The organism is Clostridium sp. 2218st1_F5_2218SCRN_220325 (assembly GCF_039062665.1).
Taxonomy (GTDB): Bacteria; Bacillota; Clostridia; order Peptostreptococcales; family Peptostreptococcaceae; genus Intestinibacter.
The window spans coordinates 19,574-42,630 of the sequence record NZ_JBCLNH010000016.1; the positions used below are offsets into that span (position 1 = coordinate 19,574).

Below are 23,057 nucleotides of genomic sequence, written 5' to 3' on the forward strand. Positions count from 1 at the left end.
TCTATCCCCCTGTAAGTTTTAATTTTTATATATATTAAAATATTTTATAATTATTTTTTATATCATGATATATTTGAACTAATTCTTTATCAAATAGTTCTCTTTTTAGACCTACAGATACTTTACGAACTTCTTCTAATATTTGATTTGCTTCTTCATTTGTAAGTTCTATAGAGTATTCTTTAAATTTATTTACTATTGCAGCTTTTCCTGAGTGTTTTCCTATTACTATTTGTCTTTGAAGACCTACTTCAGCTGGGTCAAAGGCTTCATAATTTTTAGGATCTTTTAAAGCACCATCAGCATGTATTCCTGATTCATGTCTAAACATATTAGTACCTACTATTGCCTTCCATGGTGGTAGACGTCTACCTGATGCTTGTGATACATATTTGCATAGTTCAACAAATTTAGTTGTATCTACATCAGTTTCATATCCATATACAAATTTAAGTGCCATCAATACTTCTTCAAGAGCCGCATTACCAGCTCTTTCGCCTAAGCCATTAACTGTGCAACCTATATAATTTGCTCCACCTATAACTCCTGCTATTGCATTTGCAGTAGCCATACCAAAATCATTATGAGTGTGCATCTCTATATCAAAATTAGTTGCCTTATATATCTTCTCTATTTTATCTCTAGTTGAAAAAGGCTCCATAACTCCTACTGTGTCACAAAATCTAAATCTATCTGCTCCTGCTTGTTTTGCAACATTTATAAATTCAATTAAAAAGTCTGTATCTGCTCTTGATGCATCTTCACCATTTACTGAAATATATAATCCATTTTTGTGGGCGAAAGTAACTGCGTTAAACATATTTTCTAAAACCCATTGTCTAGATTTTTTTAATTTATGTTGAATATGAATATCTGATACTGATAAAGAAATTGCAACTGCATCGACTCCACAATCTATAGATTGCTCTATATCAGAGACAACTGCTCTGTTCCACGCCATTATACTGGCTTTTAAATTTCTTTTACAAATTGCTTTTATTGTGGCTTTTTCGTCACCGCCCATAGTGGGTATACCGACTTCTAATTGGTCTATACCTATATCACTTAGTGCTTGGGCTATTGCTATTTTTTCGTGGTTGGCAAAGGCAACACCTGCTGTTTGTTCCCCATCTCTTAAAGTTGTATCAACTATTTTTATTTCTTTATTTCTTATATTATCTTTAACACACATATTTTCATCCCCCTAAACATATTCTATATTTAAATATTAAATGTGTATACATGATGTATTAACCTCTTAAAATGAATTATTTTTTTTTAAAATTTCATTTATTTTACAAAGTGCAATATATTTTAAATACTAAAGTATAGTTATAAATGTCTATATATCTTATTATATAACCATTTATTAGAAATTGCATTATAATTTTAGTCTTTTTTAAAACTTATTAATTATGAAAGTTTTTTTATCAAAATTGCAATTTTCACTATATAAATTTTATTATATTTTATTTTTTCTATATTTTTTTAGTAAGGAATAAAACTTTTTAAACTTAATATAAATACAAATTAATAGAGTTTTTCTTTAAAAATATGTATTATTTAAAAAGGCTTATATCAATATAATTATTAATATAAGCCCTTTGATTTATTATTTATGGTTAACAGAAATATCTACATCTGCTAATGTAGCAACCATTATTGCTTTTATTGTGTGCATTCTATTTTCAGCCTCATCAAATACTTTTGAATACTTAGATCTAAAAACTTCATCTGTAACTTCTAATTCAGCCAAATTATATTTTTCATATATTTCTCTTGCCACTACTGTTTCTAAATCGTGAAATGATGGAAGACAGTGTAAAAATATAACATTTTCATTTTTAGTTTTATTTATCATATCCATATTTACTTGGTAGTCTTTTAATAAGTTTATTCTTTGTTCGTATTGTTCTTCTTCTCCCATAGAAACCCAAACATCAGTATATATAACATCTGCACCTTCTACATCATCTATATCTTCTGTTAGATGAATACTTCCCTTAGTTACTTTTGCTACTTCTTGCATTTCGTTTACTAATTCGTCATTTGGCCACAATTCTTTTGGTGCAAGTGATACAAATTTCATACCCATTTTTACGCATCCTATCATAAGCGAATTGCCCATGTTGTTTCTCGCATCTCCAATATATACAAATTTTATCTTGTCAAAAGGTTTATCTACATGTTCTGAAACTGTCAACAAATCTGCTAAGATTTGAGTTGGGTGGTATTCATCAGTAAGACCATTCCAAACAGGTACTCCTGAATATTTAGATAAACATTCTACTGTTTCTTGTTTATATCCTCTAAATTCTATACCGTCAAAAAATCTTCCCAATACTTTTGCTGTATCTTCCATCGACTCTTTTTTGCCCATATGACAATCTTTTGGACCTAAATAAGTCACATTAGCTCCCTCATCATGTGCAGCTACTTCAAACGAACATCTAGTTCTTGTAGATGCTTTTTCAAATATTAAAGCTATGTTTTTACCTTCTAATAAATTATCTTTTATTCCTATTTTCTTTTTAGTTTTTAGATAACTTGCAAGTGATAAAAAATATTTTATTTCTTCTTTTGAAAAATCTTTTAGTGTTAAGAAACTTTTCCCCTTTAATTCTATTTTTTGCGCCATACTATTCTCTCCTTTTATTTATATTATTTATTAGTAAAAAAGCCCCTCAGTTTTAAAAACTAAGAGGCGATTATTCGCTGTACCACTCTTATTGATAAATTATAGTTATAATTAGATTCATATATGCAAAAAATCTCTTAGTTAAAAACTAAGAGACGAAATCTTCCGCGGTACCACTCTATTTAATAAAATAATTTATCCACTCTGACCTTTAAGGCAGGTATACCGACTATCATACTAAAATTTCAGATAATCTTCTCAAAAGCTCTATTCACAATAAACTAAGCTATCGGGCTTCCACCATCCCCAACTCTCTATAAATAAATTTAAAGCTACTCTTCTTTTTCATTGAATTTTAAATATTAAAAATCTTTTTATTAATAAAATAGTAGTTAATTTAGTATGTAATGTCAATTATTATTTTTAAAAATTCACTTTGTTTATGGCGCCAACGACTTCGTCCGTTGCTTAAAATTCACTTTGTTCATGCGCCAACGAATCAAAGATTCCGTTGCTTAAAATTCACTCTAATTTTATTAGAATTAAAAAATGTCGTAACTTGATATTTGTATATCAAATTACGACATTTAATTATCTTAGATTATTATTTTTATTCATATACTACATATTGTTCCCAAATTTGCTCTAAATCGTGGAAATACTTTTTAATATCGTCTGTTTCTTTCATGGCAACTGATATTATAAGTGCATTAGCAACACTCATAGGTGCTACTAATGAATCTACAAATGATGCCATATTGCTTTTTGCAAGTAGTATATTATCTGATAGTGATGCAATAGGAGCAAAAGCACTATCTGTTATAGATACTATGTATGCACCTTTACTTTTAGCGTATTTTGCAACTTGATGCGATTGTTTTGAATATCTAGGGAAACTAAATACTATAAGGATATCATCTTCGTTCATTCTCACTATTTGTTGATAAGGATCTCCCATATCTATTCTTATTAATTGTACATTATCTAGTATTACATTTAAATAAAATGCTAGATATTGTGCTACTGTAAATGAGCTTCTCATTCCTAATATATAAATTTTTCTAGATTTTAATATTTTATTAGATGCCTCTTCAAATGCCTTTTCATCTATGTCTTCTGATGTAGCTTTTATATTATCTATATCACTTTTTAAAACTTTATTAAGAATTGTTGAATCATCTGAATAGTCTTCATTTGCCATTTCGACTCTTTGAACAGTCGTTAATTTGTTTTTTATTAGTTCTTGTAGCCCTTCTTGTAATTTAGGATATCCAGCATAACCTAGTGCGTTTGCAAATCTAACTACTGTAGATTCACTAACACCTACAGTATCACCTAGTTTGCTAGCTGTCATAAAAGCAACTTTATCGTAGTTATTTATTATATATTGTGCTATTAATTTTTGACCTTTACTAAGCCTTGGATATTGTGCTTGTATTATGTTTATTAATTGTTTATTGTCATTTTGTAACTTTTTCTCATCCATATATTTCCCTCTTTCCTATTCAATAGCTACAAACTTTTTAATTTATTATATCACTATTCTTTCTTTATTTATCTGTATTCTTTAATTTATATATATTTATCCTTTTTTCTCTATTAATAAAAGTTCTGGTGGATTATTTATTTGGTTTATAAATTTAGTGCATAATACATTGAAGTAATTTTGATCTAGAGTTTGTGTAAATTCATAAACTGCATTTTTTTCTTCCATTCCACCTTCGTGTCCGCTATAGATTGCAATACTCATAACTCCATTTGGCTTAAGTAAGTCTAGACCTTTTTTTATAGCTTCTAATGTCGTATCTGATTTTGTTATTATTTGATGTTTAGCCCTTGGAAGATAACCTAAGTTAAATACTATACAAGATACTTCTTCTTGTACATATTTGTCCATATTTTGGTGTCCATCTAATATAAGTTCTACATTTTCAAGTTCTTCTCTAGCTACTTTTTTTGATGTAGATTTTATAGCTTCTTCTTGTACATCAAAAGCATATACTTTTCCTTTTGGTCCTACTTTTTTTGCAAGATAAACAGTATCGTATCCATTACCCATAGTAGCATCAATTACTACATCATCTTCATTTATTATATTTTCTAAGTAAATCTTATTTACTTCTGTTACTTTATTTATATATTTAGCTCTTAACATATACTACCTCTTCTTTAAATACTTTTTAAATATTTAACTTCATCTTCTGTTAAATATCTGTATTTACCTATTTCACATTCACCTATTCTTATTTTACCCATTGCAGTTCTTTTAAGTCTAAGTACAGGATGGTTTATAGCTTTACACATCTTTCTAACTTGACGATTTTTACCTTCATGTATTTTTATTTCTAAAAGAGATACATTTGTTTTTTCGTCGTATCTTATAACTTTTAGTTTTGCCGGTGCTGTAACATAGTCTTCTATTTTTAGACCGCTTTTAAACATTTTTATTTCATCAGGAGTTAACTTACCTTTAACTCTCGCTACATAAGTTTTGTCTACTTCGTGTTTTGGGTGGGTAAGTTTATAAGTTAAATCACCGTCATTAGTTAAAAGTAATAATCCACTAGTTTCATAATCTAGTCTTCCTATTGGATAAACTCTTTCTTTTATGTCTGTAACTAAATCTAATACACTTTCTCTATCGAATTGGTCTTTTACAGTAGTTATATATCCTTCTGGTTTATTTAAAAGTATATATACAAGTTTATTTTCTTCTTTTATAATTTTATCATCTACTTTTACTACATCATTTTCTTCATCTACTTGATAAGAAAGTTCTGTAACTATATTATCATTTACTTTTACTTTGCCTGCTAATATTAATTCTTCGGCTTTTCTTCTCGATGCAACTCCGCAAAGTGCAATATATTTATTGATTCTCATTTTTTCTCCTTTAATCTATTTAAACTTTGTTCATCTTCAGTTCATATCATATTTAGCAAACTTATTGTAATATAAGTTTGATTAATTAACAAGATGAAATGAAAAAAAAGTTGCTATATTAAGCAACTTTTCCTTCATTTGTTTGATTTATAAGTTTTTAAAATTTAAATATTTCACCTAATTTATTTTTTATACTATCAATTATATTTGTATCATCAGACTCTTCTTGTTTGTTTTCATCTTGATTTTTATTAGGTTTTTCAGTTTTTTGTTGATTTTGTTGCCAAATGTAAAATTCTTCTTCTGATTTTTTTACACCTTTTTTGGCAGCTTCTTTTGCATTTTCTTTTCTTATATTAGATGCCTCTTCAAATTCACTTTGTGACTTTTCTAGTTCGTTTTTTAAACTAGCTGACTCGACTTTTATCTTTTGTGAACCATTATTTAAATTTACTATTGATTCTAAAGATTCAATCCCCTTATTGTAAAGCCCTTTTTCTTTGTAGTATTCAGCTTCAGGCATCTTTATAGATTGCATATACATAGCCCTTGCAGTTTCGTTTTTAGAATCCTGCTCAAGAGCTTCAGATAAATACTTTTGAGCCTTTACATATTCGTGACTTTCAAGTGCAGTTTGTCCATTTTTAAGCGCTGATGATTTTTTATTTTCACATCCTACAGAAAAAATCATCAGTACAATTAATATAATTAAATATTTTTTATTCATAGTTATACCTCCGCAAACGCCAGAAAACTTATTTAAACTTTCTAAATGTATAGATTAATTATATAACTACAAAATATAAAATATCAAACGTCATAATTGTAACTTGTGTTATCATAATTGTAACTATTTTATACTTCTAATGCCAATAAATCTTCGTAACTTTGTCTTTTGCATGATAATTCATCTTGACCATGTTTTACAAATACAACAGGATTTTTCGGTATTTTATTATAATTTGAGGCCATAGAATATCCATAAGCCCCAGTATTTGTAGTTATAAGAATATCTCCACTTTCTATATCGCCTATTTCTGTATCTGATATTAATATATCTCCACTTTCACAACATTTTCCAGCTATAGTTACTTTATGATTATTACCAATTTTATTTATTTTATTCACTACAGCACATTCATATCCTGCTTGATATAAAGACGGTCTTATATTGTCAGTCATTCCCCCGTCTACACTTACATAAGTTCTGACATTTTTTATTTCTTTTATTGAGCCTATTGTATATATTGTACTTCCGGCATTTGCTACAAGAGATCTACCTGGTTCTATTATAAGTTTTGGTCTTTTTATATTTAATTCTTCACAAACCTCATCAGCTTTATTTATTATAGCCTCACAAAACTCAGTTATCGTCTTAGGTTTATCGTCTTTTGTATAATAAACACCTATTCCGCCGCCCAAATCGACTTCTGTAAGGTTTATATCAATGTTATTTTCGTTTACTTCTTTTACTAATTTAAGCATTATCTCAACTTCATCTAAGAACGGTTTTATTTCAAAGATTTGTGAACCTATATGAGCGTGTATTCCCACTAGCTCTATATTTTTGTATTCTTTTACCTTCTCTATTGCTTTATAAAAATCTCCATTTATAAGTGCAAAACCGAATTTAGAATCGATTTGTCCTGTTCTTATATATTTATGAGTGTGAGCATCGATTCCCGGAGTTACTCTAAAATAAATCTTTTGTGTTTTGTCGTTTTCTAAGCAGAACTTTTCGATTAAATCAAGTTCATAGAAATTATCGACTACAAATCTTCCAACGCCTAATTCTATCCCTAACTTTACTTCATCTATTGTTTTATTATTTCCATGAAATAATATATTTTCCATAGGCATACCGGCTTTATATGCAGTGTATAATTCTCCGCCAGATACTACATCTAAATAAAGACCTTCTTCTTTTATAAGCTTGCACATATATTTAGTTAAAAATGCCTTCCCTGCATAAGCGACACTATTTCCGTTTTCTTTTACTTTAAAAGATTTAGTGTATTCTCTACAATTATTTCTTATTAATTCTTCATCAAATACATAAAGTGGAGTTTGATATTTTTTCACAAGATCAAGTGTACTTACTCCACCGATATAAAGTACATTATCTTTTATTTCCATAGTTCCTTGAAGTCTCATGTTTATCCTCCCAAATAGACTCTTTTTATATAAAATTAACTAATATTTTTTATTATTTATACATTAAACTCTTTTGCTATTTCGCTTATAGCGATATCTGTATATTCAGAGCTTATAGCACAAGTTATTCTTATTTCTGATGTTGTTATTAATTTTACTTTTATTCCGTTTTTTCTTAATATACTGAATACTTTAGATGCAACACCGCTAGTATGCTTCATCCCTAATCCAACTAAAGATAATTTTGTTATATTTTCATCTATTATAACTTCATCTTGTGGTGCATAAGTTGATACTATTTCTTTTGCAATAGCTAAATCTTCTTTTGGTATTGTAAATGAAACAGTTATTTTTGAATTCATTGGAGCAGTTTGACTTATCATATCCATACTTATATTTTTGTTTGCTATATTTTCAAATAAATCTACTACTTTTTCTTCATCTATATCTAGAGTTATTGCAACATCATCATCACTTGTTGCAAGACCTGTTATTACTTTATCTTCTAATTTCATGTTTTTTATCCCCCTTATATATGTTCCTTTTATATCACTACATGATAAACCTACGTATAATTCTATTTGATATTTTTGAGCAAGCTCTATACTTCTTGAGTGCATAACTTGTGCACCTAAGCTAGCAAGCTCTAACATCTCTTCATATTCAATTTCTTCTAATTTTTTAGCTTCTTTAAATTTTCTTGGGTCAGTAAAATAAATTCCATCTACATCTGTATATATCTCACATTTACCGTTTAATTTTACAGCAAGCGCAACTGCAGATGTATCAGATCCACCTCTCCCTAATGTAGTTATGTCTCCTCTTTCGTCTAATCCCTGAAATCCTGTAACTATTACTATTTTATCTTCTTCTAAAGACTCTTTTATCTTACTTACATTTATATCATCAATTAAAGATTTTCCATGAGTTCCACTTGTGTGAATTTCTAATTGATAAGCATTGTAACTTACTGCATCACATCCCATAGATTTTAAACTCATAGCTAAAAGAGATGCAGATATCATCTCTCCAGTAGACATAAGAACGTCTAACTCTCTTTTATCTGGATTTTTAGTTATATCCTTTGCAAGGCTTATATAATCGTCTGTAGTATCTCCCATTGCTGAAACTACGACTACTATTTTAGAATCTGTTTTTTTTCTTTCTATTAATCTCTTTGCAATATTTGTTATTTTTTCAGTTGTTGCAACTGAACTCCCACCGTATTTTTGTACTATTATATCACCCATTATTTAATCCCCCTTAATCTTTTTGGGTATGAAAAACGCCCAAAGGAATACTTTGGACGTTTAAGAAACAAAGTAAACCTTGTAGCTCATCACAGATATGTGACAGACTCATACATATTATGCATAAATCCAGCAGCAGACTTCGCCAAGTCTACAACTTCGGCTCTAAAATCCTTTCTTTATAAATCGTAACTTGCCAGCTCCTTATAAATACTTTTATTTTAAAGCGCCTCTACCCTAGGCTTAAAAATTAAATTAATAATATAATTTAATCATATTATTTAATATTTTGCAACCATTATTTTGGCAATTTTTAGTATTTATTGCGCAATTAAACGGATTTTTCTATATATTATAAATATTTAAACAAAGAATGTAAAGCAATATCAATAAAAAAAACATTCTTAGGCTTATCTTCTAGAAAATTATATTCATCTGCATTATTTGTAACAACTATTATATTGGGTACCATAAAAAACGGTATAGTTGTTTTCGATAAGTCAAATTTCAAACTACTGTATTTTGAAAAATCAATTTTGTCATTCAGAGGTATATCAAATAAAACCTGTTTTCGTCTGTAAAAATTATCTATATATTCAATATATAGATGATAATTATGCTCTCCAATATTTATATTCCTATAAAATCTTACTATTTCAAACTTAGCTAGTTTTAATTTTACTGCTATATCAGATCCTATTAATGTCTTTACTAAATCCTCTCCTTCATAGTATTCGCAGCTTCCATTAATATAATATAAATAAGAATTTTCCCTATACCCTCTATAGTTGATATTGCATGGAAATTTAACTAAAATATAATCATTGCACATTCTTCGAAGCGTTTTTCTAAGTGTTTTCTTTTTAGAATCTCTTTTATAGTTGTATAGTTTATTAAATTGATTTTCAGTTAAACATCTTAGCCTACTAATTATAAAGAGTATTTCCTTTTCAAGTACATTCATACAAACCTCTCCATAAGATGATATATTGTTGTTTAATATATTATATTAATATTGGAAAAAAACTCTACTATTTTAAAAGACCTAACTATATTATATTTATTAAACTTAAAAAATATGTGTTGTATATAAAAAAAGTGTACTTACAAATAAGTACACTTTTTATTGGTTTTATAAATTAATTAATTTTTAGTAGAACTATTTTCTTTATTATCTTTACTTTCTTGTGTAGAGTTATCTTCTTTATCTTTATTGGATGATTTATCTAAGATACTGTTATTTATGAATTTTGTTATGTTTATTGTAGTTGCATCTGTCTTTGTATAAGTTATAGTTACATTATCACCTATATTTGTAATAGGAAGTTCATTAGATATTTTTGAAGTTCCTTTAAATATAAATTTATTGTTGTCTTTTAAAGTAAAGTAGTAAGTAGTTGAGCCACTTTGGACATCTGCATTAATTCTCTCTATAGTATCTGTAAGTTCTATATTATCTACATCAGTTTCAAATTTTAAATCATCACCCTCAGCTTCTAATGCGTCTTTATAAGCAGCTAGTGCTTCTTTTTTATTATCTCCAACACCTAATACACTGTAGTCTTCTACTGATATAAATGCTACACTCTTGACAAGTCCTGCTTTGTCTTTTAGTGCGCATACATATGTAGGTGTTCCGTATATGTTGTACATAACAGGGAAGGTAGCATCGTAATTTTTTTCTTGTACTTTACCTTCTGCCGATGTCATGGCTGCTGTTTCTGTTGCACCTGTCTGCATATAAAGTTTGGCTTCTTTTGTTCTAGAGTCGACTAACATAAATCCTACTGTAGATTCATCTCCTCCTGAAGAAGTTATTCCTGTATACCAATATGACTTGCCGTCATCGCCATATACTAAAGATGCTCCCTCTGTAGGAACTAATACTCCTTCTTCAGAAAATACTGAGTTTATAAATCCTTTTACATATAATCCCCAATCTTTTATTTGGTTTATTACTAGAGATTCTGGTTGTATTCTATCTACCCATTTTGGAGTGTTTTCTATATCATATACGTTTAAGTCACCTGTCTGTGCATCTAATATAGCTACTCCTACTGCGTCAGAACCCGAAAATCCTACTTTGTGGTCATATAATGTTACAACCCAATAAGGTCTACCATTGTCATCTACTTCTAGTGTAAATTCTGTCATACCGTAGTTTACAATACCTTTTACGTATAGATATCTGTGTAGGTCTTGTAAGAAGTAAGCTTCTGGTTGATATTTTATTTTTATAGGTTTTCCGTCTAGTGATTGAACTAATCTGACATCTTGTGGATCTGTAGCAGAAACCATTACATATCCATCAGTACCGTCTAAGTTAGTAATCCATTTTATTATATCTCTATGTACTAGAGGTGCTATCCAATAAAGTTCTCCATTTACACTTTGAATGTGGAAAGTACCAAGTTGTGAAACACTACCTATTGCTGGTATTTCACCAATTTTCTTTTCGCCAAGTTTCATAGCCATATCTTCATCTACTATACGTATATCGTTTACATTTACAGGACTTACATCTTCTGTAAATTCACTTTCAGATACTTCACCTATTAAGTTTCTATATGCATTTGCATGTAAGATAGGTGTAGTTATGAAAAATGGAACGATTACAACTAAAGCTAGTAAAATTAAGGCTATTATAAAGTTGTTTTTTGCAAGTTTTGAAGTATTAGAACTTCTATCAAACATCATGTCAATTATGCCAGCTAATACAAAGAATAATATTAATGTTGTAAAGCCTGATGTAAAATCAAGTCGAAGTACTGGTAACTTGATAAACGCATATATTAAAACTATGATAAATGCAATTCCATAAGATTTTAAATATTTTTTCATTCTTCCTCCTCGTAAATATTTTTACTTTTTTTTAATTTATGATATACTAGACAGGCAATATATCAGAATAACTTTATTAATATTAGACAATTATATAATATAATTATATATTATTAAATACAAATTCTATTTTATATGTATATAATTATACTTAAATACAGAAAAACCTGTTTTTTACTATGTTAATTATTTTTTCCATTAATACTTAGTTTTAAACGATTTTTCACAATATATTAATATTTTACAATTTTAAATATTAATTTTAAAATTTATTTAATTCTTTATTTTACTTAATTTAATTAAATATACTTTATTTTTTTTTAATATTGAATTAAAATTAATAATATGAATTATAATAAATTTATACATATTAAATTAAATAATAGAAAAAATGTGAGGTAATTATTATGTCAAGCGAAAATAATCGTACTAACTTTATAAAAAACATAATTAAAGACGACTTAGCTTCTGGAAAGCACGATTCTATAATAACTCGTTTCCCACCAGAGCCAAACGGATATTTACATATAGGTCATGCTAAGTCAATATGCTTAAACTTTGGATTAGCAGAAGAATTTAACGGAAAAGTAAACATGAGATTCGACGATACTAATCCACTAAAAGAAGATGAAGAATACGTAAATTCAATAAAAGAAGACGTTAAATGGTTAGGATTTAACTGGGATAATCTATTCTTTGCCTCTGACTATTTCGACGAAATGTACAAAAGAGCTATTGTCTTAATCAAAAAAGGTAAAGCATACGTATGTGATTTATCTCAAGAAGAAATAAGAGAAACTCGTGGTACATTAACAGAACCAGGTAAAGAAAGTCCATACAGAAATAGATCTGTAGAAGAAAACTTAGATTTATTCGAAAGAATGAAAAACGGTGAATTCAAAGATGGAGAAAAAGTTTTAAGAGCTAAAATAGATATGGCTTCTCCAAACTTAAACTTCAGAGACCCTGTTATATACAGAATATCTCATAGTACTCACCACAACACTGGAGATAAATGGTGTATATACCCAATGTACTCATTTGCTCATCCTCTAGAAGATGCTATAGAAGGAATAACTCACTCTATATGTACTTTAGAGTTCGAAGATCAAAGACCACTTTACGATTGGGTTGTTAGAGAATGCGAAATGGAAAGTGTTCCAAGACAAATTGAGTTTGCTAGACTTAACTTAACAAACACTGTTATGAGTAAAAGAAAATTAAAATTATTAGTTGACGAAGGTGTAACTGATGGATGGGATGACCCTCGTATGCCTACTATATCAGGTGTTAGACGTAGAGGTTTCACTCCAGAAGCTATAAGAGCTTTCTGTAACGAAATAGGTGTTGCAAAAGCTGATTCTACAGTTGACTCTAGACTTTTAGACCACTTCTTAAGAGAAGACTTACAACAAAAAGCTCCTCTTGCTATGGGAGTTTTAAAACCTTTAAAATTAGTTATAACTAACTATCCAGAAGGTCAAACTGAAATGCTAGAAGTTGAAAATATGGCTAAAAACGAAGAAGCTGGTACAAGAATGGTTCCATTCAGTAGAGAACTTTATATAGAAAGAGACGACTTTATGGAAGAACCAGTTAAAAAATATAGACGTTTCTTCGTTGGAAACGAAGTTAGATTAAAAGGTGCATACTTCGTTAAATGTACTGACTTTGTAAAAGACGAAAATGGAGAAATAGTTGAAATCCACGGTACTTACGACCCTGAAACTAAGAGTGGTTCTGGATTTACTGGAAGAAAAGTAAAAGGAACTGTTCACTGGGTAGATGCAAATAACTGTGTACCATGTGAATTTAGATTATTTGAGCCATTAATATTAGATAATGATCCAGAAAATGAAGGTAAACACTTCTTAGATCAAATAAACCCTAATTCACTAGAAATATTACAAGGTTATGTTGAGCCAACTCAAATAAAAGACGCTAAACCACTTGACAAATTCCAATTTGTTAGAAATGGATTCTACAGTGTTGATACTAAATACACTACTGATGATAAATTAGTATTCAATAGAATAGTTCCATTAAAAAGCTCTTTCAAATTAGAAAGTAAATAAGTTTAAATAAATAAAAAAGGAATCGATATAAAGTCGATTCCTTTTTTATATTTCTTTGACAAAATAGTCAATCTTTATGTACTCTGCTTTGTCAATTATTTTATTCGTATCCTAAAAGCTGTATACCATCTTTAATACATTCTATTGTAAGAGGGAAATCAGGCCCTTTTTCACCGTCTATATCGGTTCCAAGTTTGTCTTCACATTCAATAGTTACTTTCTTTGTCTTGAAAAATAGTATCTCATTTTCATTATATCCTTCAAGATGTTCACCTTTTAATATATTTATTAAAAGCGGCAATGTCTTTGGTATTGGCATTCCCTTTACAATAATTACATCTAAGTATCCATCATCTATCTCTGCTTTATAAGCTAGATTTATATTTCCAGCACTTTTTCCATTAAATACAAGCATAAGATACATATCGCCATCATAATTCATCTCGTCTGAGGTTACTTTAATTTTAAATTGTCTCATATTTAAAGCTTCTTCAATTCCCTTTATATAATAAGAGACTTTTCCGATAGTGTTTTTAAAATCTGGATTAATTTTTTGTGAAACATCAGTAAACATACCGGCACTAGCTACATTTATAAAATATCTATCGTTTATTTTTCCTATATCGACGTATTTAGGTTTTGATGAAATTATTTTTTCAATACACTTTTTAACATCGTGTGGGTAATTTATAGCATTTGCAAAGTCGTTTGCAGTCCCTGAAGGTAGTATTGCTATAGGAATATCTATACCTAATTCTTTAATTGTATTTATAAGTAAATCTATTGTTCCATCTCCACCAGACAATAATATATGGTCGTAGTTATCTTCTATATCCCAAAATGCCTCGCTATTTGGGCGAGCTTTTGTCAATCTATACGGAACAACACTATAACCATTTTTTTGATATATTCGAATTATATTATCTATTTCATTTTTTATTCTTTTATCTCCTGAGTTTGGATTATATATAAATTTTACTTTTTTCATAATTCCTCATAGTGTCTCCTTTTTTCATAGTTTATTTACATATTATAATCTATTTATTAAATTTATATGAATAGTAATAATATCTTAAAATTCAATATTTTTTATTTTACTCTAAGTAGCCTATCAAGATAAATCGATTTTACTTGCTCCTTTGCTAAAAGCTGTTTTACTGGAGACATTTTCAAAATTGCAGAAAGTATAGATGCCATAACTCTGTGGTTTTTAAATGCTTCTGTTTCTGAAATAAGATCGACTAAAGTACCTTTTTCAATAGCTTGAAGAACTACTCTATGTACAGAACTAGATGGAGTTATTATTTTTTCTTTTCTTCGTTTTAAAATTATACTTCCTTTATGACAATTTCTAGCACAAACACCACATCCTAAACATACATCATAATCTATTTCTACTTTTTTATTATTATTTTCGTCTTTAATTAAACTTATAGCATCTATAGGACATGCTTTCTCACATTTTCCGCATTTTACACAAGAGTTTTCGCTTATCGATGGATAAAAAGCTGTTGTCTGGACTGGATGCATATTGCCGAATTTTTTAGCTGCTAAAAGTGCCTCACAACAACATCCACAACAGTTACAAATAAATGTAACGCCTTCTCTTACATTCTCACCACATTGAACAAGATTATGTTCATAAGCTTGATGTAAAAGCTCTTTACATTCAACAGAATCAACTCGCCTTGCATAGTTATTTTGTATTAGAGAGTTTGCAGTATTTCCAAAAGTCATACATATATCCATAGGTGCATCACAAGCCATACCCATATGCTGCATCTTGTGTCTACAATAACACATTCCAACTGCTATGTGCTCTGATGTTTCAATTATATGTGTTGCCCTTTCAAAATCTAGTATATCTACTTGATTTTCATTACTCAATACTTCTTCTTGCACATATACTCTTCCTAATTTTGTTTCTGCTGAATAAAATAAATCTTTTATAAAATCTTCTTCTACATTTAAATATTGATAATAAAGTTCTGCTAATAATTTTTGGTCTATATCCCCTCTAGTCCTCATAAGAGCAAATTCTATAAATCCCGCCATTGGTGGAGGTAGAATATATTTTTTACCTTTTTCATCTTCAATATCCAAAAGAAGTGCCCTTGACGCTAATGTATCTAAGACTTTTAGCGCTTCATCATACGTCATTGTCCAAATTCTAGCTGCTGTTTTAACTCTAAAAGCTCCAATTGGAAGTTGTGATACTAAGTAAGCTTCTCTTTCTGTAAATAAAACATTAAGTATTTCATATAATGTCTTAGATTCTGGTGCCCCTTGTGGAAATTTATTTAATCTATCTACTAAATTTTTATACTCTTTTTTTGCTACTATATGCGACATCTTATATTCTCCTATTCTAAATTATATACAGTAAATCCCTAAATATTGCAGCTGCTGCATTTAGTGGTGATGATGCCCCTCCAATTACAGTCATATCACCTAAAATATCTGTCTTATAATATACCCCTTTATTTTTTCCATCTACAAAATATAGTGGATGGTCTTTATCTATTACCATAGGACCTACTTCAAATTCAAAATTTCCATTTAAATAGAAAGCTCTCCCTATTAATTTTGTCTTTTTGCCAGAAAAATTTTCTAATAATAGATTATTTAATTTAATATCTGTTATGCCTTTTATATTTAGTTTTTGAAAATCAAAATCTATATCCCATATAACTTTACTTAAAATGGCCATTTTAATTGCTGTATCAATTCCCAAAACATCTAGTGATGGATCTTTCTCTGCAATTTTTAAACTTTGTGCCCTTTTTAGCGCTTCTTTATACGTTATATTGGCTTTTACCATTTCGCCTAATATAAAGTTCGTCGTTCCGTTTAAAACCCCTATAATTTCCGTTATTTGAGCTCCTAGCACATCAATCGTACCCATATTGATTGATGGAAGTGCTCCCCCTGTTGTGCACCCTATTTTTAGGTGAAGATTATTTTTATTTGCTATATTTTTTAATTCGTTATAATAAAGCAAAATAGGACCTTTATTTCCAGTTATAACATTTATATTGTTTTCTAACGCAGATTTTATATGTGTGTATCCAGGTTGTCCATTTATTATATTTGTAGCTGTAAGCTCAATTAATATATCTACGTCTTTGTTTTTTAATATATCCTTAAATGTAATATTAGACCATAGAGGATATTTTTCTATACTATTATTTGAGCTAGTATATTTTACAATTTCATCTATGTTTAAACCTTCTTTATTATAGATACCCCCATTTGATTTTATTATATATTTTAATTTTATATTTTTAGGCAGTAAGTGTTTTTTTATTTGCAATAGCTTTACAAAAGACTTACCTACTTCCCCAAAACCAATTAAAGCAATATTCAATAGAAGCCCTCCTTTTAATTTTCACAAGTATTATTTTATACATTTTTCCATAAAATTTCTATATTTTTCTAATAATAAGATTGCATTTTAATAAATAAAAAATCCCCCAGTTATTATAAATCTAGGGGAATGAATTTTATTTTTATAAAATATTTAATCAAATACTTTTATTCTTTATATGTGTCTTTTATCTCAACCTCTTCACAATCAACTTCGAAATCGTTTTCTTCATATGTATCTAAAGACCATTCATCACAATATGTGTCGTGTATTTCTATATATTCATTTTCATCAACTTCATAGTTTTCAAAATTTCTCATAACTATACCTCCATCTTATTTTTTAATATAATTATACTATGTTTTTATTAATAAGATTGTGTTTTTTATGTATAAAATTTATTTTTTTCGTAAAATTAACAATACCATACTTGATTTATATACTTGTAGTACTTATTCATATAATAAAAGAAGGTATAAATCTAAAATATAAGATTTATACCCTCTTTAAATTTTATTTAACACTTGTACGTGTTTGGATGGTGAATTACAAATTAAAAATTACTCTTAATTGAATTTCATATAAGTCTTTTATTGATTACCGACAATTGTTTTTAATGCCAAACATGCAGTAACTATAATAATTGCAAAAACTACGATCATAAATCCCCAAGCTATACCAGTCATAATCTTTCCCTCCTATATAACTTTTATACTGTTTATTAGACCTTCAATTTGTTAATTAAATTTTATATTGTTAACTAAATTATACACCAATTGTCAGTAAATTCAATATATTCTGATTAGTTTTTACCTACCCTTAACACATGGAATAGTTTTTTACATGTTCTTAACAAAATAACCTGTCTTTCTTTACATGAATTTAACATTTATTTTAGACATAATCTTATAAGTTGCTACATAATCATATACAACGATTCCTAGTGTCTTTATATTCATAGATCTAACCTTTTAGAACATATTCTTACGTTAAGTTATATAATAAATTAATGAAAAATTAAAGGTTGGTGATACTATGGAATTTACTCCAGACAAACTTGAAACAACGCTTATGTCTCCAACGACAGAAGATGGGGCAATTGAAGATAGAAAATATACTCTTACACATTCAGATGAAACGGGTATGCTTTTTTTAGATATAGGTGAGGTTTATAACTATTCTGCAATAAATCAAGATTTACGTGATGAAGTTTTAGGGAAATGGATTTGTCCTGAAAATGAGCCACCTATACTTCTTTTTTATGTATATGTAGGGGATTGTGACTTTGAAGAATGTGCTAATCGATATAAAATATTTAAATCTCATATTGAAATGGCTATAATGGCTGTTATTTATGGTGATAGTGTGTTATTTGATAATAATCCTGAGCTTGTTAACTCTTCTATATATATTAAATTCGACTCTGTTGTTCCTGCTTTTGATAGTTATGAATACTATGGGTGTGTTAGTGATTATTTGATGTAGATTATACTTAGTTAAAGATATATTTAAATTTCTTTAAATCTCTCTTTAAGTTGAGAGATTTCTAATTAAATAGCTTTTATTTATAAAAAAGAAGATACAAAAATATCTTCTTTTTTATAAATATTATTCAATATATAGTCTTATAAATTTATTATATTTTCACTTACATAACCACTATCAAAATATCTTCCATTACTAGTCGAAACTTCACTTGTATCTAATAATGCTCTTATAGTTCCATTTGTAGTTTTAACAGTAAAATCTATAGTTTTTATATCTGATTTTATATTATCTAAACACCAATCTGTATATGCCGTAATATTTAATTCATTAACTTCAAATATTGACTCTTCTGTCTCTATTATACTTATAATCAATTTATCATTTTGCTTAGTTACACTTACATTTAATTCATTCCCTAGATTTTCAATATCTGCTTTTACTAAATTTATGTCTGTTTCACCTATATCTTCAGTTATAGGAGTTCCTTTTGTGAAATATTGCGACCTCGATTCACATAAATAATTTACAAATTCAAAATTAGAATAATCTCCAGTTTTAACATCTAGAGCTCTTCCCCAATCTCCATAAGGTACATATTCTACTCTTCCCATATCATATCCCTTACCAATGTTTTTTTCATCTTCATAAAATCCTATAGCTAGGGCATTGACTTTATTATTTTTAACATATTCTAACGCTTCTTTTTCTGCTATAGCATTTAATTGTTCTAAATTGTACTCCCCTTCAACTACTATATGTAAAGTTTCTCTTATTGCATTAGCAATATTAGAATCATCTATTAATGCAATCTTATAATTTGGTAATTCCATATCTTCTTGATCTAAATTCATCTGTTCTATACTCGTATTATTATCAAGATTTTCATTACTATCTTGGTTACTACACCCTGTAAGTGATAGCGTTATTGTTGTTATTAAAATTAGTGATTTTATACTTTTCTTTATTTTCATTCTTTACTCCCCTGTAATAATTTTTATATTAATTTTTTTATTTAATCATATACTTCTTAATAGCACATGCTTTTCTATTATACACTATATCTATTGTCATTTTTTGTAATATTTAGTCGATATACAAAATAATTCTTGGAATTTTATAATTATTTTACTGCTTATGTTAGTTATTTCTAATTCGTCTAAATATTCTATTATAGCATCATTTATTGGCATAAAAAAATACCTCCTATATTTGAAAAAGTAGAACGTTGACGTTCTTTATCTTATCGAATATAGAAGGCATTCTGAAACCTATAATATTTAATTATACTTATATATTAAGCGTACATTTTCTTTAATTGAGCTTGTATATCTTTATTTTCTAAATAATCTTCTAAAGTAGTTTTTCTATCCATTATTCCGTTTGGAGTTATTTCTATTATTCTGTTTGCAAGAGTTTGTATCATCTCGTGGTCATGAGAAGAGAATAATAATACTCCAGGGAATTTTTCTAACCCTTTATTTACTGATGTTATAGACTCTAAGTCTAAGTGGTTAGTTGGGTCGTCTAAAACTAATACGTTAGCGTTAGAAAGCATCAGTCTAGAGAACATACATCTAACTTTTTCTCCTCCTGATAAAACATGAGCTTGTTTTAATGCTTCTTCTCCACCGAATAGCATTCTACCTAAGAATCCTCTTATGAAACTTTCACTTTTTTCTTCAGAGTATTGTCTTAACCAGTCAACTAGTGAATATTCTACACCGTCAAAGAAGTCATTGTGGTTTTTAGGAAGATAACTTTGAGAAGTTGTAACACCCCATTTGAATGTACCACTATCTGGAGTATCAACACCCATTATTATGTTGAATAATGCAGTTATAGCCATTTCATCTCCCATGAAAGCAACTTTATCATCTCTATCTAATCTGAAAGTTACGTTGTCTAAAACTTTAACACCGTCTATAGTTTTAGTTAATCCTTCAACTTCTAATACTTCGTTTCCTATTTCACGTTCTGGAGTAAATCCAACGTATGGATATCTTCTTCTTGAAGGTTGTATTTCTGTTACTTCTAATTTTTCAAGTTGTTTCTTTCTTGAAGTCGCTTGTTTTGCTTTAGAAGCATTTGAGCTGAATCTTGCGATGAACTCTTTTAATTGAGCTATTTTTTCTTCAGCTTTTTTGTTTTGATCTTTCATAAGTTGTAGTGCTAATTGACTTGATTCATACCAGAAATCGTAGTTACCTACGTATATTTTGATTTGTCCGAAGTCAACGTCAACTATATGAGTACATATTTGGTTTAAGAAGTGTCTATCATGTGATACAACTATTACGATAGAATCTTCAAGTTCCATTATGAAGTTGTTTAACCATTCGATTGATTTGAAATCTAAGTGGTTAGTAGGTTCGTCAAGAAGTAGTATTTCTGGCTTACCAAATAATGCTTGAGCAAGTAATACTTTAACTTTTTCTCCACCTTCTAATTCTTTCATTTGTTTGTAGTGTAAGTCTTTGTCTATTCCAAGACCCATTAATATTTTTTCTGCATTAGTTTCTGCATCCCATCCATCAAGTTCAGCGAACTCTCCTTCAAGTTCTGCAGCTTTTATACCATCTTCTTCTGTGAAGTCTTCTTTCATGTATAATGCGTCTTTTTCTCTCATTATTTCATATAATCTAGCGTGACCCATCATAACAACATCTAAAACAGTATCTTCATCGTATTTGAAGTGGTCCTGTCTAAGAACTGACATTCTTTCTTTTTCAGTTATGCTTACGCTTCCTGTGTTTGGTTCTATATCTCCAGCTAATATTTTAAGGAAAGTAGTTTTTCCTGCACCATTAGCACCTATTATTCCATAACAATTTCCTTTAGTAAACTTTAAATTTACGTCTTTATATAATTCTTTATCTCCAAATCTAAGTCCTACATTAGTTACTTGTAACATTTAGTTTATTTCCTCTCTTTAATATATATTTAAATTTAACACAATAAAATTAATATTATAATAAAACTATTTATAAGTCAATAATATCTTCATGGAAAAATCCCACACCATAATATTTTTTTGGTGCGGGATTTATATTTTAAATAATTATCTAATTATTAGTTTCTTAAATAAGCAATTTTCATAGTTTTTGTGTCTTTTTGTTTTTCGTTATATGAAAATACTACGTCTATATTTGACTCATTTAAATCTTGTAGAGCATTTATTACTTGATGTAAGTAAATTAAAGTATCATTTCCAGCTGCTTGACTACTTTCTGCTAGTAAAAGACCTTTTTTAGATGTAAGTTCACCTTCACTTTTGTAGAAGTCTTCTTCTAGCATTTTTGCAAGGTCAGCAGGGTTTTGATTAAGTTCAATTTCTTCAACTGAATAAGCAACTGCCCCTTCACCTTGGAATAATTCTTTTAAGTCACTTAAATCTACATAGATTAAAGTATCTTCATGCATAGCTTCACATATAATGTTTATCATGTCTATAGTAGTATTTAAGTTGTATTTGTTTAGTTTAAATTCTTTATCAACACCTAAATCTTCTTTGTTTTCTTTTAGGCATATATCAAGACCTATACATAATACTTTTCTTTCTTTAGCCATAAAAGATATCGCTTTAGTTATATTAGCTATATCTTTATCTGAACTATCGTATAACATATATAAAACTTCTATTCCATCTAGTAAACCTCTTACGAATTCTTTGTCTACATCTTTACTTACTTTTATATTTTCAAAGCTCGTATTGTTTTCTAAATCTTGTTTTATATTTTCTAGATAATTTATTGCTTCGTCACCTACTGAAATTACTTTTGTGTATTTTTCTTCCATATCATTAAGCCTCCTTTATATTAAAAATAGATGGGTATTTAGAACTTATAATTTTAAATAAAGGAACACCAATAATAGTTACAACTCCAAATTCACCTATTCCAACTTGTAGCATACTAAGTATAAGTGGGTATTTAAGGAATACATTTAACATAAGTCCTATTATAAGTGCATTAATAAGTACTGGCCATAAAGATGCTACCCAAATAGCATATTTGCTTTTTATAAACTTAGGCGTAATGTAGATTAAATAAGCACTTACAAATGTTGCAAAAGTACCACATATTATATCAGCAAGACCATTAGGTCCTAATGCATTTGCTATTAAACACCCTACTGTTAAACCAATTATATAGTCAGAGTTTACAAATGCTAAAAGCACAAGTACTTCTGATAATCTGAATTGAATTGGACCATAGCTAAGTGGACTTAATCCAACTGTTAAAGCTGCATAAATTGATGCAACTATCGCTGTCTTTACTATTCTATTAGTTGTCAAAAAATCTCCTCCTTCATATATAGTCTTAAATGAATACATTTCATTAATAATCTTATATTATTTAAAT

At 28.5% G+C, this 23,057-nt stretch carries 21 protein-coding genes, 1 riboswitch and 1 other annotated feature; of the genes, 2 read left to right on the plus strand and 19 right to left on the minus strand.

From position 1 onward, the window contains the following. Positions 1-34 precede the first annotated feature (34 nt). The 10 genes from nifV to ABCM86_RS10105 all read right to left on the minus strand — a co-directional run bounded on the left by nifV (position 35) and on the right by ABCM86_RS10105 (position 11,766). Entirely contained in the window at positions 35-1,192 is a 1,158-nt protein-coding gene (gene nifV / locus ABCM86_RS10060; protein ID WP_195931869.1) for a homocitrate synthase, read from the minus strand. Positions 1,193-1,612: 420 nt separating this feature from the next. Then, positions 1,613-2,638 carry an ornithine carbamoyltransferase gene (gene argF, locus ABCM86_RS10065; protein WP_195931137.1) on the minus strand — a complete coding sequence of 342 codons (1,026 nt, stop codon included), beginning with the start codon at positions 2,636-2,638 and terminating at the stop codon, positions 1,613-1,615. 148 nt (positions 2,639-2,786) lie between these two features. After that, positions 2,787-2,996 (minus strand) — a binding site (T-box leader). A gap of 252 nt (positions 2,997-3,248) precedes the next feature. After that, positions 3,249-4,124, minus strand: coding sequence for a MurR/RpiR family transcriptional regulator (locus tag ABCM86_RS10070; RefSeq protein ID WP_195931138.1), 876 nt, complete (start codon positions 4,122-4,124; stop codon positions 3,249-3,251). 96 nt (positions 4,125-4,220) lie between these two features. After that, positions 4,221-4,793, minus strand: a complete 573-nt coding sequence (locus ABCM86_RS10075) for a class I SAM-dependent methyltransferase (protein ID WP_195931139.1) — start codon at positions 4,791-4,793, stop codon at positions 4,221-4,223. A 14-nt stretch (positions 4,794-4,807) separates the two neighbouring features. Beyond that, on the minus strand, positions 4,808-5,521 hold the full coding sequence (locus ABCM86_RS10080; RefSeq protein ID WP_343003940.1) for a pseudouridine synthase: 714 nt from the start codon (positions 5,519-5,521) through the stop codon (positions 4,808-4,810). 157 nt (positions 5,522-5,678) lie between these two features. Next, positions 5,679-6,248, minus strand: coding sequence for a hypothetical protein (locus ABCM86_RS10085; RefSeq protein WP_343003941.1), 570 nt, complete (start codon positions 6,246-6,248; stop codon positions 5,679-5,681). Positions 6,249-6,376: 128 nt separating this feature from the next. Further along, complete coding sequence (gene lysA, locus ABCM86_RS10090; RefSeq protein ID WP_195931142.1) at positions 6,377-7,675, minus strand: diaminopimelate decarboxylase; 1,299 nt, start codon at positions 7,673-7,675, stop codon at positions 6,377-6,379. A gap of 56 nt (positions 7,676-7,731) precedes the next feature. Further along, a complete protein-coding gene (locus ABCM86_RS10095; RefSeq protein WP_195931143.1) occupies positions 7,732-8,925 on the minus strand; it encodes an aspartate kinase in 1,194 nt (397 codons plus the stop codon). A gap of 74 nt (positions 8,926-8,999) precedes the next feature. Beyond that, positions 9,000-9,168: riboswitch (Lysine riboswitch) on the minus strand. Positions 9,169-9,277: 109 nt separating this feature from the next. Beyond that, on the minus strand, positions 9,278-9,889 hold the full coding sequence (locus ABCM86_RS10100; protein ID WP_195931144.1) for a hypothetical protein: 612 nt from the start codon (positions 9,887-9,889) through the stop codon (positions 9,278-9,280). A gap of 179 nt (positions 9,890-10,068) precedes the next feature. Beyond that, entirely contained in the window at positions 10,069-11,766 is a 1,698-nt protein-coding gene (locus ABCM86_RS10105; protein WP_295733683.1) for a hypothetical protein, read from the minus strand. Between the two features lie 407 nt (positions 11,767-12,173). Between ABCM86_RS10105 and ABCM86_RS10110 the strand changes: the two genes are divergently transcribed. Continuing rightward, positions 12,174-13,841 carry a glutamine--tRNA ligase/YqeY domain fusion protein gene (locus tag ABCM86_RS10110; protein ID WP_195930287.1) on the plus strand — a complete coding sequence of 556 codons (1,668 nt, stop codon included), beginning with the start codon at positions 12,174-12,176 and terminating at the stop codon, positions 13,839-13,841. A gap of 100 nt (positions 13,842-13,941) precedes the next feature. Here the strand turns inward: ABCM86_RS10110 and ABCM86_RS10115 are convergent, their stop codons facing one another. From ABCM86_RS10115 to ABCM86_RS10130, 4 genes are all read right to left on the minus strand, one after another. Next, on the minus strand, positions 13,942-14,829 hold the full coding sequence (locus tag ABCM86_RS10115) for a YegS/Rv2252/BmrU family lipid kinase (RefSeq protein ID WP_307994148.1): 888 nt from the start codon (positions 14,827-14,829) through the stop codon (positions 13,942-13,944). 101 nt (positions 14,830-14,930) lie between these two features. Further along, a complete protein-coding gene (locus ABCM86_RS10120; RefSeq protein WP_343003942.1) occupies positions 14,931-16,193 on the minus strand; it encodes a 4Fe-4S dicluster domain-containing protein in 1,263 nt (420 codons plus the stop codon). Between the two features lie 16 nt (positions 16,194-16,209). After that, positions 16,210-17,208, minus strand: coding sequence for a homoserine dehydrogenase (locus ABCM86_RS10125; protein WP_195930272.1), 999 nt, complete (start codon positions 17,206-17,208; stop codon positions 16,210-16,212). A gap of 167 nt (positions 17,209-17,375) precedes the next feature. Beyond that, positions 17,376-17,528 (minus strand): hypothetical protein, encoded by a 153-nt coding sequence (locus ABCM86_RS10130; RefSeq protein ID WP_295762700.1) that lies wholly within the window; start codon positions 17,526-17,528, stop codon positions 17,376-17,378. Positions 17,529-18,243: 715 nt separating this feature from the next. On the opposite strand from ABCM86_RS10130, the gene ABCM86_RS10135 reads away from it, so the two are divergent. Beyond that, a complete protein-coding gene (locus ABCM86_RS10135; RefSeq protein ID WP_307994152.1) occupies positions 18,244-18,693 on the plus strand; it encodes a staygreen family protein in 450 nt (149 codons plus the stop codon). 140 nt (positions 18,694-18,833) lie between these two features. On the opposite strand, the gene ABCM86_RS10140 is transcribed toward ABCM86_RS10135, so the two are convergent. The 5 genes from ABCM86_RS10140 to ABCM86_RS10160 form a co-directional block, all read right to left on the minus strand. Then, on the minus strand, positions 18,834-19,667 hold the full coding sequence (locus tag ABCM86_RS10140) for a hypothetical protein (RefSeq protein WP_343003943.1): 834 nt from the start codon (positions 19,665-19,667) through the stop codon (positions 18,834-18,836). 96 nt (positions 19,668-19,763) lie between these two features. Further along, the gene (locus tag ABCM86_RS10145) at positions 19,764-19,886 is read right to left on the minus strand and encodes a hypothetical protein (protein ID WP_343003944.1); all 123 of its coding nucleotides are present in this window, start codon (positions 19,884-19,886) and stop codon (positions 19,764-19,766) included. Between the two features lie 104 nt (positions 19,887-19,990). Beyond that, positions 19,991-21,607, minus strand: coding sequence for an ATP-binding cassette domain-containing protein (locus ABCM86_RS10150; protein WP_195930264.1), 1,617 nt, complete (start codon positions 21,605-21,607; stop codon positions 19,991-19,993). Positions 21,608-21,765: 158 nt separating this feature from the next. Continuing rightward, the gene (locus ABCM86_RS10155) at positions 21,766-22,491 is read right to left on the minus strand and encodes a hypothetical protein (RefSeq protein WP_195930263.1); all 726 of its coding nucleotides are present in this window, start codon (positions 22,489-22,491) and stop codon (positions 21,766-21,768) included. Between the two features lie 4 nt (positions 22,492-22,495). Then, positions 22,496-23,029, minus strand: a complete 534-nt coding sequence (locus ABCM86_RS10160; RefSeq protein ID WP_195930262.1) for a QueT transporter family protein — start codon at positions 23,027-23,029, stop codon at positions 22,496-22,498. Between the last annotated feature and the right edge of the window lie 28 nt (positions 23,030-23,057).

Excerpts from the sequence above, each read along its gene's own strand:
- nifV (WP_195931869.1), bottom strand. The coding sequence starts at position 1,192 with ATGTGTGTTAAAGATAATATAAGAAATAAAGAAATAAAAATAGTTGAT.
- argF (WP_195931137.1), bottom strand. The coding sequence starts at position 2,638 with ATGGCGCAAAAAATAGAATTAAAGGGGAAAAGTTTCTTAACACTAAAA.
- ABCM86_RS10070 (WP_195931138.1), bottom strand. The coding sequence starts at position 4,124 with ATGGATGAGAAAAAGTTACAAAATGACAATAAACAATTAATAAACATA.
- ABCM86_RS10075 (WP_195931139.1), bottom strand. The coding sequence starts at position 4,793 with ATGTTAAGAGCTAAATATATAAATAAAGTAACAGAAGTAAATAAGATT.
- ABCM86_RS10080 (WP_343003940.1), bottom strand. The coding sequence starts at position 5,521 with ATGAGAATCAATAAATATATTGCACTTTGCGGAGTTGCATCGAGAAGA.
- ABCM86_RS10085 (WP_343003941.1), bottom strand. The coding sequence starts at position 6,248 with ATGAATAAAAAATATTTAATTATATTAATTGTACTGATGATTTTTTCT.
- lysA (WP_195931142.1), bottom strand. The coding sequence starts at position 7,675 with ATGAGACTTCAAGGAACTATGGAAATAAAAGATAATGTACTTTATATC.
- ABCM86_RS10095 (WP_195931143.1), bottom strand. The coding sequence starts at position 8,925 with ATGGGTGATATAATAGTACAAAAATACGGTGGGAGTTCAGTTGCAACA.
- ABCM86_RS10100 (WP_195931144.1), bottom strand. The coding sequence starts at position 9,889 with ATGAATGTACTTGAAAAGGAAATACTCTTTATAATTAGTAGGCTAAGA.
- ABCM86_RS10105 (WP_295733683.1), bottom strand. The coding sequence starts at position 11,766 with ATGAAAAAATATTTAAAATCTTATGGAATTGCATTTATCATAGTTTTA.
- ABCM86_RS10110 (WP_195930287.1), top strand. The coding sequence starts at position 12,174 with ATGTCAAGCGAAAATAATCGTACTAACTTTATAAAAAACATAATTAAA.
- ABCM86_RS10115 (WP_307994148.1), bottom strand. The coding sequence starts at position 14,829 with ATGAAAAAAGTAAAATTTATATATAATCCAAACTCAGGAGATAAAAGA.
- ABCM86_RS10120 (WP_343003942.1), bottom strand. The coding sequence starts at position 16,193 with ATGTCGCATATAGTAGCAAAAAAAGAGTATAAAAATTTAGTAGATAGA.
- ABCM86_RS10130 (WP_295762700.1), bottom strand. The coding sequence starts at position 17,528 with ATGAGAAATTTTGAAAACTATGAAGTTGATGAAAATGAATATATAGAA.
- ABCM86_RS10135 (WP_307994152.1), top strand. The coding sequence starts at position 18,244 with ATGGAATTTACTCCAGACAAACTTGAAACAACGCTTATGTCTCCAACG.
- ABCM86_RS10140 (WP_343003943.1), bottom strand. The coding sequence starts at position 19,667 with ATGAAAATAAAGAAAAGTATAAAATCACTAATTTTAATAACAACAATA.
- ABCM86_RS10145 (WP_343003944.1), bottom strand. The coding sequence starts at position 19,886 with ATGCCAATAAATGATGCTATAATAGAATATTTAGACGAATTAGAAATA.
- ABCM86_RS10150 (WP_195930264.1), bottom strand. The coding sequence starts at position 21,607 with ATGTTACAAGTAACTAATGTAGGACTTAGATTTGGAGATAAAGAATTA.
- ABCM86_RS10155 (WP_195930263.1), bottom strand. The coding sequence starts at position 22,491 with ATGGAAGAAAAATACACAAAAGTAATTTCAGTAGGTGACGAAGCAATA.
- ABCM86_RS10160 (WP_195930262.1), bottom strand. The coding sequence starts at position 23,029 with ATGTATTCATTTAAGACTATATATGAAGGAGGAGATTTTTTGACAACT.